The sequence below is a fragment of the Ruegeria sp. AK4 genome (genome assembly GCF_056541025.1).
On sequence record NZ_JBQFXS010000004.1, the window covers coordinates 181,671 to 193,577 of the forward strand.

Annotated in this window: 9 protein-coding genes; 3 read left to right on the forward strand and 6 right to left on the reverse strand. The window is 53.3% G+C overall.

Annotated features, from left to right (window positions below; all coding sequences use genetic code 11):
- Positions 1-5 precede the first annotated feature (5 nt).
- The 4 genes from urtA to ACR0EZ_RS09930 all read right to left on the reverse strand — a co-directional run bounded on the left by urtA (position 6) and on the right by ACR0EZ_RS09930 (position 4,776).
- Complete coding sequence (gene urtA / locus ACR0EZ_RS09915) at positions 6-1,280, reverse strand: urea ABC transporter substrate-binding protein (protein ID WP_480612585.1); 1,275 nt, start codon at positions 1,278-1,280, stop codon at positions 6-8.
- A 286-nt stretch (positions 1,281-1,566) separates the two neighbouring features.
- Positions 1,567-1,953, reverse strand: a complete 387-nt coding sequence (locus ACR0EZ_RS09920; RefSeq protein ID WP_480612586.1) for a hypothetical protein — start codon at positions 1,951-1,953, stop codon at positions 1,567-1,569.
- Positions 1,954-2,363: 410 nt separating this feature from the next.
- Entirely contained in the window at positions 2,364-4,196 is a 1,833-nt protein-coding gene (locus tag ACR0EZ_RS09925; protein WP_480612587.1) for an ImmA/IrrE family metallo-endopeptidase, read from the reverse strand.
- A gap of 241 nt (positions 4,197-4,437) precedes the next feature.
- Positions 4,438-4,776, reverse strand: a complete 339-nt coding sequence (locus ACR0EZ_RS09930) for a cupin domain-containing protein (RefSeq protein WP_480612588.1) — start codon at positions 4,774-4,776, stop codon at positions 4,438-4,440.
- 191 nt (positions 4,777-4,967) lie between these two features.
- Between ACR0EZ_RS09930 and ACR0EZ_RS09935 the strand changes: the two genes are divergently transcribed.
- Positions 4,968-5,429, forward strand: a complete 462-nt coding sequence (locus ACR0EZ_RS09935) for an N-acetyltransferase family protein (protein ID WP_480612589.1) — start codon at positions 4,968-4,970, stop codon at positions 5,427-5,429.
- 695 nt (positions 5,430-6,124) lie between these two features.
- Here the strand turns inward: ACR0EZ_RS09935 and ACR0EZ_RS09940 are convergent.
- Positions 6,125-6,481 (reverse strand): c-type cytochrome, encoded by a 357-nt coding sequence (locus tag ACR0EZ_RS09940; RefSeq protein ID WP_480612590.1) that lies wholly within the window; start codon positions 6,479-6,481, stop codon positions 6,125-6,127.
- 468 nt (positions 6,482-6,949) lie between these two features.
- Here ACR0EZ_RS09940 and ACR0EZ_RS09945 point away from each other — a divergent pair, with 468 nt between their 5' ends.
- Entirely contained in the window at positions 6,950-7,660 is a 711-nt protein-coding gene (locus ACR0EZ_RS09945) for an alpha/beta fold hydrolase (protein WP_480612591.1), read from the forward strand.
- A 164-nt stretch (positions 7,661-7,824) separates the two neighbouring features.
- Here ACR0EZ_RS09945 and ACR0EZ_RS09950 read toward each other — a convergent pair whose 3' ends face one another.
- On the reverse strand, positions 7,825-11,079 hold the full coding sequence (locus tag ACR0EZ_RS09950) for an adenylate/guanylate cyclase domain-containing protein (RefSeq protein WP_480612592.1): 3,255 nt from the start codon (positions 11,077-11,079) through the stop codon (positions 7,825-7,827).
- Positions 11,080-11,269: 190 nt separating this feature from the next.
- Between ACR0EZ_RS09950 and ACR0EZ_RS09955 the strand changes: the two genes are divergently transcribed.
- A complete protein-coding gene (locus tag ACR0EZ_RS09955; RefSeq protein ID WP_480612593.1) occupies positions 11,270-11,755 on the forward strand; it encodes a RidA family protein in 486 nt (161 codons plus the stop codon).
- The last annotated feature ends 152 nt before the right edge of the window (positions 11,756-11,907 follow it).

An 11,907-nucleotide genomic window follows, 5' to 3' on the forward strand; every position in this document is an offset into this window, starting at 1 on the left:
AGACCTTAGTAGTTGGACTTGATCTGCACGCAGCTTTCGGTTTCGGTGTTGTACATACCGCAACCAAGCTCTTTCCAATCCGACACGAGAACGGCGGATTCAGGCAGATAGTCGGTCCAGGCGTCGCCCGGAACTTCTTCGGTCTGGCTGATGATGTCGAATTGACCGTCTTCCTGGATTTCGCCGATCAGGACCGGTTTGGCCAAGTGATGGTTCGGTAGCATTACGGCCGTACCACCTGTTAGGTTCGGGAACTCCTGCCCGTACATGGCGGTCCGAACGGCGTCGACACCCGTGGTTTCAACTTCCGTTGCCGCGTTTACCCACATGTTGAAGCCGATGTAATGGGCCTCCATCGGGTCGTTGGTCACACGCTCGTCACCCATTCGTGCTTTCCAAGCTTCGACCCACGCTTCGTTTGCATCGCTTTCGGCCGATTGGAAATAGTTCCAGGCCGCCAGATGACCGACAAGGTTGCTGGTATCAAGACCAGCCAGTTCTTCTTCACCAACCGAGAAGGCCACAACCGGAATGTCGTCAGCCGAGATACCTGCGGCTGCAAGTTCCTTATAAAAACCGACGTTCGCGTCGCCATTGATCGTCGATATCACGCCAACTTTCTTGCCGTCCGCGCCAAGCGCAACCACGTCGGCCACGATTTTGGACCAGTCCGAATGACCAAAGGGTGTGTAGTTGACGAAGATATCCTCTTCCGCGATACCCTTCTGCTTCAGATAGCTTTCGAGGATGTTGTTCGTGGTCCGCGGATAGACGTAATCGGTTCCCAGCAGCGCGAATTTCTCAACTTCCAGCTCGTCCAGGAAATAATCAGTGGCCGGGATTGCCTGCTGGTTTGGCGCTGCTCCGGTGTAGAATACGTTTTTCGAGCTTTCTTCGCCTTCGTACTGAACCGGATAGAACAGTAGGCCATTCAGTTCTTCGATTACGGGCAGGACGGATTTACGGGAAACAGAAGTCCAGTTGCCAAAGATCACGTCAACTTCGTGCACTGTCAGCAATTCGCGCGCCTTTTCGGCAAACAGCGGCCAATCCGAGGCTGGGTCTACAACGACAGCTTCAAGCTCGCACCCCAGAAGACCACCGACTTCGTTTTGCTGTTCGACCAGCATTTCCATCGTGTCTTTCAGCGTGGTTTCCGAAATGGCCATCGTACCGGACAACGAATGAAGGACGCCAACCTTGATCGGGCAATCGGCCAGTGCAGGCAGAGAGCTGGCCAACAGGACTGCAGCGGTTGTGGTGAGAAGTTTGGTGTGCATCAGCATTTCCTCTTGTGCGATGCGCAGCAGGGTTGTTCGGGGCGCCGAAACGTCCCATATACCCCCCACGCATAATTGCGGTGTGCGAGGGCGTCTTCAGGTTCCTAGGCCGGGCACCTTCGCACATGTTCCGAGCCGTCTTGCGGCACAACACAGTGCTAAGGCAGTTTTCTGCAGCTCTCAGAGACTCAAAGCCCGAGTTCTTGGATTGATTGATGGTACTGCCTAATTTTGCGGCAGCGCAGCGTGTCACGCTCAATAATGCGGCGATGCAGCGAAGCAGTCTTCAAGCGCCGCCTAGGATCAACAGGTTGCATTGATCCAAATACTGATTGGCAGCTCGGCGCGCCGCACTTGCTTTCACCTCATCCGAAGCAAAGGTCGCGGTTTGTAGCAAGCGTGCGTGCGCGTGTTTGGAATTCACCCTGTGGCCCAGGACAAATTCTGCATTGTCCGCTGTCGTAGTCGCTTCCAGCAACGAGACAAATCCGCCGCGCCGCAGTTCATAGTCCTGAGCTTTTGGATCGTTCAAAAGCCACGCGTGTTCCATTTCAGCCGAGAAGCGCCCTGCGCAACCTGCAAAGGACTTTACGATCCCACTTTCTGCATAGAGCAATCCGGAAGACACCAGGATGCACAGATTTGAAAGCAAAAATGTTCTCAAAGTGCTCATAAAATAACCATCATCAATGGAAGTACGCCCGTCAAGGCAGCACTCTGAAATCAACTGTGTTCAGTTTAGGGCTTACTTGAAATAAGGTACCCCGCCTTTTTCGAGCTCAGGTTTGATTTATCACACCGGTTCCGCAATGTACGGCCAAGCTCGCACCAACCTTCTGAAGAGGCCGAGCTGACGCTCACTATCGGCTTCAAATAGCTAAAGCGTCGCATCAGTTGGAAGTTTCAATGTCTGAACTGAGACCCGCTTGAAACTCTCGATCCGCTAACCAAGACCAAGATTGAGTCCGCTCAAGCAGTCGTTCACTCAATCTAAACGTGCTGCAATGTAGCTAACGACGGCTTTGTCCCGCAGAGCAGTCGCTCTCAGCGAGCAAGTTGAATGGCCGCTTCGATGATCTGTTCTCAGTCCACGCGGATGAATTCGTGTTCGATATAATCCACACCCGGCGGATAGATCCGAAGCCGCAGATTTTCGGCATCGCAGCTGTAGTCCGAGCGTAAGGTGAACGGAAAGGGCGAGCCTGCCGTCGAGTTTCGGAGCGTCTGACCCAGCACGGTAGCCACTGAATCGACCGAGGAGATCGACCTCACTTCCGTCACGCAAAGCTCGCCCGAGTCGGTCGAGGACAACTGATGTGTGCTAGTCACGGCCATCGTGGTCTTGACGTCGACTGGCGGACCGTCCGAGGCTGAAGGCGCCGAGATATGAGCCGAGGCGTGCATGCAGCCCTCTGCCAGGCCGGATTCGGAAATCGCGATATTAGCGACAGCCTCAGCGGAATGCACCGAGCCAGGCACCATCCGTTCCAGATCTGCCCGATAGGATCCGGGCGCAAGCGACCAGAGACCGATCAGACAGCGGTCGATCGCTGCTTCTGCCGAGCACATTGAGGGTGTTTGCAGGATCAGGGCTGTGGGCGCGGGATCGAAGGGGCATGCGCAAACCCCTGCCGGCTCCCAACGGAGTTCGATATCAAGCGTATAGGGCTCCTCCCGCACTTCGGAAGGCGAGGCGGTGCTGGTCGCCAGAACCGTGACGTCTTGTTCCTCGTTACACCTGGTGATGATCGAATCCGGCATGGCCTGCCAGTCGCCACTCGCGATGCGCACATGGTAGCGACCTGGAACCTCGTTTTCGCCGACCGAGATATCGTAGGCGCGCCCACCGTCCAGAGTGAATCTCTCTGCGTGGATCTCAAATGGCTGCGCGAAGATTTCAAGCGTTCCGCGGGAATCCGGCACGACCTCATTTATCTCAGCAGGCAATGGGTCGGGTTGCGCGATCGGCACCCTGCTGCCCGTCACTTCCACAAAGCCTTCGGAATAGAACTGCTGCGCGAATCCGTGGAAGTTCGGCGCGATATCCGGCCAGCCGCTGAGCAGTTCGTGGAAGTAAACCGGATCTCTAGCCTCGTCGAGCCGTGCCATCGTGTCGAAGATCAAACCGTTCTGCCCCCGCAATTCCAGCCAGAGAAAAAACGCCACAGTCGAATAGCTCAGCGAAAGCCGGTTATGCCTGAATACGGGAAGGCCGGGCGAGTAGTCGGGCGCGTCGCGGTGCTCAACATCTTTCGTCGGATACAGGACATGGGCAAAATAATGTGCCATGCCTTCCATCCACCAACGGTCGACATCAGCGCTGATTTCGGCGTTGTAGTTCCACAACGCAAAACAGTGAAAGAGTTCGTGGGCGATTACAAACTTGAACTCATCAGGTGAAAACCGCCTGGTGACTTGCCAATGGCCGGAAAATGCAGGGCAGACCGAGCCTCCCGCCTCATCCGGCCAGAAATCGCCGACTGCAGCGGGACTGGAGGCCAGCGCTGCGCTCAACTCGTCCGCACCCATCAGCAGGGTCGTGTCGAAACTCTGACCGCGAAACAGGCCGAGCGCGTTGAGCATGGATATCGCATCGTCGACCGCTTGCGCGGCTGCCTCCACATATTGTTGCCGGGTCGCAGTCTGGTCGTGCAGCCAACTGGTCGGATGGATGATCCGGTGACGTCCGATGAAGGGCGGCAACCCCGCCTCGTTCGACCAACCGACCTCGCAGGTCGCCGGACCGATCTCTGCAAGGATGGCGTCCGACAGACCAGCGCCGAAAAAAGAGCGGCAGAGTTGCGCATCGGCCCTCGACCCCGCCAGCAGCAGGGCCGAGAGAAAAGCAAGAGCCGCGACGGCCAACTGCAAGACGCTGCCATGCTGCGGACGTGCTGCGATCTGGTGATCCGGCATGGCTGACGATCCTCCGAACCTGGCCTGGCAATGAAGTTCCGGTACCCATCCTTCCCTATTATAGCACGAGAATCGCCGCCATGGGCGGTCGCGCTGCGGCAAACCTACCTCCAATTTATGAGACCAGCCTCCGGTTAACTTGTACACGAGCGGCCGGAGAGACTGCCAAGCAGTCGCTCACAGCGCGCACGTTGGAAGTCCGCTCCGAGCCCTAGACCCACTTTTCGGAATGGGACGTAGCCTATTCCAGGATTTCCATCATAAACTTGCCAGACACATGGATGCTGATAATCTCAATGGGTCCTGTAGCTGATGTCAAAACCTTATGTGGCGTATTAGCTGGAATGACCAAGATATCGCCTTCGTTCACAACTGCCTCTTCGTCTCCAACAGTAACCTTGGCTTGCCCCTGACGTACCAGATACACTTCATCGTAGGGATGTTTGTGCGATGGCGGTCCTTTCCCGGATTCGGTCACTTCATTAAAAAGAAATGAAATACCCGTACCGGCGTTGTGCCCTTCGAGTTTTCCGTTCCAACCTTCGCCTGAGGCCCAATCAGTCCGCCGAAAAATGTTCATCGTAAATACCTACTCCGCTGAAAGATGTACCTTACTTTCAAATACAGTTTACTTCCGAATTGTCCGCAAAGTACTAATCCGTCACGACTTAACGAGTGACCGCTCCGAGCCCATATTTACCGATTCTCAAATTTCTGAATACTCTGATACCCGTTGTCGAATGATTTGAATGATGATGGAGCGCGGTCCAAATGACGGACAATCAAGTAGTTTTCCGAACCGCAAAGCGTGAAGATTTGAGCGTCATTGTATCTCTGATTGCTGACGATGGTCTTGGGAGAGGGCGTGAAAGTGAAATAGTCGGACCAGATTATCTGGCGGCATTCGAAGCGATTACCATAGACCACAACCAGATGATGGCGGTTGCAGAGATCAATGGCGAAGTCATCGGCTATATGCAGATTAGCTTTATACCGGGGCTGTCAAGAAAAGGCGCATGGCGCGGACAAATAGAAAGTGTGCGTATCTCATCAGATTTGCGTGGACGCGGTATTGGACGTCTGTTTTTCCAGTGGGCCATTGAACAATGTGAAGAGCGCAAATGCAGTCTTGTACAGCTAACTACAGACAAACGGCGGGACGATGCATTGCGCTTTTATGAGGCATTGGGTTTTGTGCCAAGTCATAATGGGATGAAACTTCAACTCGGATGAAAGCCCGGTTTGTCCTGCATAGCAGTCGCTTGCACCGACCGCGATGAATGGCCGCTCCGAGCCCAATGTGGTCACTCGAGAAACGGGCAGCTTGTCCCAGTGGACGCTAAACGGCCCGCGCCGCCTTATCTGGGATGATCGCCGACGCGGGCCAAAGTCTGGACACGGGAATGTCCAGACTATCTGAACAGCGTGTTCAGATGCGCATTATGGCTAGATTTGTATGAATGCAATTCACAACACTAGCCACAAAATGTAAGCAGGTGTTGGACCATGTTGTCCTGGCTTTGGAAACAGTCTGAAAGACTGAATACAAGAACAAACGCCAATTGCGCGACAATTGTAACTTTACACGCGTAAAAAACTTGAAATGTTGCATTTTGGATTCAAGTATTCGAATGCGTGGCAATCTTGTATTACCTCTGTTGCCCACGCATCCACCAGACCTGTCTGGTTACCTCCCGGAGACGTAAGTGAGTGGCGTCGCCGGGAGGTATTTTGCTTTTATTGGGTCGGGCCGGCCTGGAGTTCTTGTACTTTGGAGGCATTGTTAACTAAGAACCTTTGTTAGTGAACGACAGGGAAGTCCGCGAAGCAGACATGCCCAAAATCTCAGATGCCACTTGCAGCGAACCCTAAATGGACAACTGGATACGGCCCGCTTCTCATCCACTTTTGGGAGGTCTCTTTATCCATTACTTCGACGGGTCTTCCAAGTTAGCCACCGCCTGGAGATGCTTAAGGTAAGCTGCAAGCTGCACCAGCTCTTCTTCACTAAGTTTGATTGTCCACATCATTGGCGTGGCCATAATTGCGATCCTGATTTCCTCCGCAGATTTTCCTTGAATGCTCCTTTCCGCCATGAAGGACTTGCCTTCTTCCTCAGCCGTTCCATCGGCTGCGTGGCATCGCCTGCAGCCAACTCTATGGGTTTCAGCTTCGTATAGTGCTTTCCCAGCTGCGGTTTGTGGATCAAGTTCCTGGCCAAAGACGTTCGACGGTAAAGCGAACGCCATAGAAAAAAATGCTATGCGCATAGGGAAATCGAGCATCCAACATCTCCTCCCAATCCTCTCATGGTAGCACATTTCATTTTTGAAAGCATCGAACGGCGGTTTTTTCCCTCGCAACTTCTGTTGGTGGTGTTTTTCCTGGCCGCATGCCCGACAGACGTTGGCGGACGATTGCTCTGAACCCATCCTAGCTATTTCAGTTTTATGCTGTGTGCGCCCGCAGTGTTAGACATGCTGTACGAGCCTAAAACCCTGTCTCGCGAAGCGACATGAGAACCAACCATTTGATCCTGATACAGCTAAGTTGGTCGGAGCAGTATAGAGATCAACGAAATTGCCAGACCATCACTTTGAGAGCGGGGATTGTACAGCGTTGATTAAGAGTAGAGGCATTAGGCCGATTTTATGGCGCGTTTAAGGTGATAGCGACTATTGGGAAGGAAATCCGACCAAACGATGTTGTGGACGGAGCGGCCCTTCTAAATCTACTGTTATCTTGTTTCGACGATGCTGGGGCGGGCTGTGGCGACATTTGTATTGATCCATGGAGCGTGGCAGGGGGGATGGTGTTGGGTACGCGTAGCCAATATTTTACGCGGGTTGGGTCACAACGTTTTCACCCCGACACTGACAGGCCTGGGCGAGCGCGCTCATCTCGTGAGTGACGAAACCGATCTTGCCTTGCATATCGAGGATGTTCTGGCGGTAATCGCGTGCGAGGAACTCTCCGACATTGTTTTATGCGGTCACAGCTATGGCGGCATGGTTGTTACCGGTGTCGCAGACAGGGTGCCTGACCTTATTCATTCGCTTGTGTATCTCGATGCGCTTGTGCCGAGCGATGGGCAGACGGCCTTGGACGTATTGCCTGCGGAGATCGCGGCAGGGCTTCGAGCTGGTGCCGTCGATGGCAAAGTTGCGCCAGGCCCGGCGGAGGCTTTTTCGGTGAACGGAGCAGACTGTGCGTGGGTGGATCGTCGGAGTGTCGCGCAACCGCTCAAGACATTTGAGCAACCGATGCAATTGGTAAGCGGCGGAGCGGAGATGATAAAGCGGACCTACATCTATGCCACTGGCTGGAGTCCAGGGTTAGGCCGACCGTTTTTCGAGCGGTATCAGCATCAGTCGGGGTGGAAGGTGGTTTCGGTGCCATGCGGGCACTACGTAATGGTTGATAGGCCTGACGACCTAGTCGGAATGCTAACGTCCACAGTTTAAGTATTATTGCCGACTCCTAAGCGAACATGCGGACAGCGAAACCACCCTCACAGGAGTGGTTTCGGCCTTAAGCCCAATATGACCAGTAATGAAACAATCACTTGCGGCGGATTGTGCAGCGACTACACGCACATCACGACAAGACCGATTGGTTGTAACTTCGCCTAGGATCGTTTGTTACTTGGATGGCCAAGCTTATCAAAAATTTGGTTGTCTCGGCTCATATGATCTCCGGCATCGTTATGCCCCCACCTAGATTTAATTTTGTTGAGCCCGCTTTCGCACTGTTCTGCCAATGGGCGCATTTCTAACTCATTGGAAATCTCCAAGGCACGCTCAAAGCATTTCATCCCGTCATATTCTTCACCGGCGCCTGAATTGCTTAAAACTTCACCCATAACAAACAAACCAAAAGCTTCGTGACCACGTTCACCACGGCTGCGCGCTATATCGAGTGCGCGACCGAGACGTTTGGATGCGTCTTCGATACGCCCAGCTTTAAGGTATCCGAAGGCAAGCTGGGAAAACACCAATGACTTAAACAAACCAAGCCCAATGTCATCATACAAATGGCAAGCCTGTTCGAGCCTAGCCAGACCTTTCTCTACCTCTCCAGCCAAGATTTCAGCAAAACCAAAAAAACCGTTCGTGAAAGGGGATAAGTAAGTAAGCCCCCACGTGTCGATGGTTGAACTCGCGTTGCCAAGAGTTGCAAGCGCAGCAGCGATCTCTCCCCGTACAATCTGAAAATAGCCAATATCGTAACCAATATGCGCGCGGTTGAAAGGGTTGTCTTGAAGGTTCGCGAGCGCGACGGCTTGCTCTGCGTGGTGCGAAGAATGTTCAAATTCGCCACGCTCGGCATAAGACCATACCAGCCAAGACCGGGCGATAATCGCAGGTGCAAAAGGCAGTCCGCACTTTTCAAGCGCAGCATCACCAGGCAGATTTGAAACGACACGTTCGAAGTATCTCTCGGCTGTGCGCAGTTCACCGGAGGTTACGAATGTACAACCAAGGTAGAAATCAGCCGCAACTTCTAGCGACCGATCACCAGAATTCCGAGCAATGTCTCGCCCGCGTTCAGCGGCCGCCTTGGATTCCGCCGAACGTCCGACTTGCCACAAACTTGCTCCACGATAAACGGAAACCCAACCGAGACGCACATCGTCTTGCAAGGTCAGCGACAACTTCTCAGCCTCGTCTAGTGGCTCCAATATAGCGGCAAATTGGCCCAGCGCCCACAGAACATTCCGAAGCGCAAATTTCGTATCGATTGCTGCTCTCGCGGTTTCAGCGTCCAGTTCAATTTTTTTACGAGCGTCAAGTGCCCTACGAAACTGGCCTGCCGCTTCGCGCAGCGCCGAGCGATTAACCGCGTCTTCGCCTGCTCTGCGAAACTCCCGGAAAGCACGCGGCCAATCTTCGCCATGAAAAGCGTGATGCGCCACGATTCCTGCGGCCTCGTCGGCTCTGCTATCACTTTTGCTTTCAAGTAAATCGGCAAATGCTGAGTGTAGCTCTTGGCGTCGACTTTTTAGTAGGGTCGAATAGGCGGCATCTTGGACGAGGGCGTGCTTGAACATGTAGCTTGCCGTTGGCGGAACGCCCCTGCGGAGTATTAATCCCGAGTCAACGAGCTTCTCAAGCGCCTGCAAGCAATCCAAGTCTACTTCTCTCGACAAGTCCACAATATCTTCGTGCTCGAACTCCCGTCCAATAACGGACCCAATCTGAGCAATCGACTTTGCCGACCCAAGCCTATCGAGGCGTGCTGAAAGAGATGTGTGAAGAGTGGCGGGAACAACATCCCCACTACTCAACCCCGCCTCTTGAAATGCCTTGGTCAGTTCCTCAATGTAGAGCGGCACGCCATCGGCGCGCTTAACAATTTGCGCGGCCGCTTCCTCACTCACGTCTCCCCCAGAAACGGAGTTTAGAATCCGCAAAGATTGCCGACGACCGACCCGACTAAGGACAATCTCACGCCAATAGCCGCAGTCGCTCCAATTAGGTTGAAACTCCGGTCGGTACGTTAGCAATAGCATGATTGGTGCTTTGGTGGCCTCAGAAATCATGTCTTGCAGCAGTTCAAGAGTCGACGGATCGGCCCAATGGATGTCTTCGATAACTATGATGATCGGGTGCTGCGCGCTCATACGAAGTACTTGATCTATCAGGCACCTAATTATCGCGCGGCGCAACTGCACCGGAGGGAGATTCGGGTCATCGTAGCGACCTTCAGTTTCAACCCTTAAAAGCGACGCGATCAGAGGTACGCTTTCGACCAACGGGACATCCGTCAGCCCCAGTATGATCTCTAGTTTTTCAAGTTGTGCCGCTACCGTGTCCTGTTCTGCGATCCCGGCAGCTCTCCGCATTCCAGTGATCAATGGAAAAAAGGCATCGTTGGTGTGATGAGGAGAGCATTGATAACGATAGCCGAAACGCCTGTCTCCAGAGATTTCGCGCCGCATTTCTTCTACCAGTCGCGACTTGCCGATGCCCGGATCTCCGGTAAAAGAAACCACCTGACCGGATCCTGCTTTTGCTTTCTGCCATGCATCACGAATACTTTGCAGATCCGCAGCTCGGCCAACCAATGGTGTGGACCCTTGGAACCTAGATGCTTCAAAACGCGTCTCGACCGTTGTTTCTGCGCCTACGCGCCAAGCTTGAACAGGCTCGTCAAACCCTTTCAATTCATGCTGACCAATGTCTTCCACTTCGAAGCGGCGCCCCAAGAGTTGGCGGGTTAGTGGGCCAACAACAATTTCGTTTGGCCGCGCCAAACGTTGAAGCCTGTCAGCCAAACCCGGCGTTGCACCGATAATTGCGGCGTCATCATTCATGACGTCGCCTACTATCGTGCCAATAACGACTTCCCCACTTGCTGCACCAGCGCGAGCTTGGAGTTGTCGTCCGTCTTGCGATTGAATTTCCCGTATCGCAGCAAAGGCGTCTTTTGCTGCCCTAACTGCTCGCTCGGCTTCGTCTTCATGCGCTTCGGGCCACCCAAAGTACGCCAAAACACCATCGCCGAGAAACTTGGCAACATAGCCTTGATACCGAAGAACAGCTGAGACGACTGCCGACTGGTATTTTGTGACCAAGTTTCGCATCTCTTCAGGATCTAGCTGTCTGGAGAGAACAACGGAGTCCACAATATCAACGAAAAGTACAGTGAGCAGCCGACGTTCCGGTGCTGCATTGTCAATCGCGCCTTTCTTTACGGGCTTTATCGCTGGCGAAACCGCTGCAAGCAGGCGACGCCGGTGCCCAAGGCTGAAACCAAGCTCTTTCAAATCCTCATCATTCAAATGGCGCAGAGTCTCAAGGTCGACGTCGTTTTCTTCCAACAACGAAGCATAACTTTCTAATCCAAGGCGGCTCAGCCAGACACGCAACCGTTGCTCCACGTTGCCCCCCTCGCAAGTTTTTCAGGTTTATTCTAGCACAACGCACGGAAAATTTCTTTCGCATTCACTATGAGCGCTCTGCGGACGCTTGCTCGACCGCCGAGCAATAGTGTGCTGCGTTTACGTCAAAGAAGACATACTATTTCATATTGAATTGAGCTTAAGTAGTTCATTGAGTTGAGGAGTAAGTATGTCGACACCAGAAGATAGGTTAGAAAAATTAGGTTTAAAACTGCCGCAGCCTACCAAGCTGCCCAAGGGCTTGGTCCTGCCATTTGATTTTGTGAACATCAGAGGAAATCGTCTCCTTTTTTCGGGGCACCCCAAAAGCGCAGTAGATGGCAGTCTGAGCGGCCCATTCGGAACAGTAGGGGCTGATTTAACAACAGAACAAGCATATAGAGAAGCTCGCGAAGTGGCGCTGACTGTGCTCGCGAATATCAAGACGGAAATCGGCGAATTGTCGCGAATAACAGGATGGCTCCGTGTTTTCGGAATGGTAACTTCTGCACCGGGATATTCGGAGCAGCATGTTGTTGTGAATGGCTTCAGCGACCTTGTGATCGAAGTTTTCGGTCAAGATATAGGCCGTCATGCTCGCTCTGCGATTGGTGTGTCTGGGTTACCTCTTGGGTTTGCAATGGAAATAGAGGGAGAAGTATTAATCGCCACCTAATTTCCAAGGTCAGTTTTGTCCGCTGAGCAGATGTTCGGTTAGACTGAGTGAACGTCTGCTCCGAGCCCAAGGTGGTCTTTGCGATTTTTCGTGCGCGCGCCCGCCGCATGAAAATTGCTGCATTTACGAAGTTGCGGACGCTGCTGTGCGGC

Excerpts from the sequence above, each read along its gene's own strand:
- ACR0EZ_RS09930 (WP_480612588.1), bottom strand. The coding sequence starts at position 4,776 with ATGAACATTTTTCGGCGGACTGATTGGGCCTCAGGCGAAGGTTGGAAC.
- ACR0EZ_RS09935 (WP_480612589.1), top strand. The coding sequence starts at position 4,968 with ATGACGGACAATCAAGTAGTTTTCCGAACCGCAAAGCGTGAAGATTTG.
- ACR0EZ_RS09955 (WP_480612593.1), top strand. The coding sequence starts at position 11,270 with ATGTCGACACCAGAAGATAGGTTAGAAAAATTAGGTTTAAAACTGCCG.
- ACR0EZ_RS09920 (WP_480612586.1), bottom strand. The coding sequence starts at position 1,953 with ATGAGCACTTTGAGAACATTTTTGCTTTCAAATCTGTGCATCCTGGTG.
- ACR0EZ_RS09925 (WP_480612587.1), bottom strand. The coding sequence starts at position 4,196 with ATGCCGGATCACCAGATCGCAGCACGTCCGCAGCATGGCAGCGTCTTG.
- ACR0EZ_RS09940 (WP_480612590.1), bottom strand. The coding sequence starts at position 6,481 with ATGCTCGATTTCCCTATGCGCATAGCATTTTTTTCTATGGCGTTCGCT.
- ACR0EZ_RS09945 (WP_480612591.1), top strand. The coding sequence starts at position 6,950 with ATGCTGGGGCGGGCTGTGGCGACATTTGTATTGATCCATGGAGCGTGG.
- urtA (WP_480612585.1), bottom strand. The coding sequence starts at position 1,280 with ATGCACACCAAACTTCTCACCACAACCGCTGCAGTCCTGTTGGCCAGC.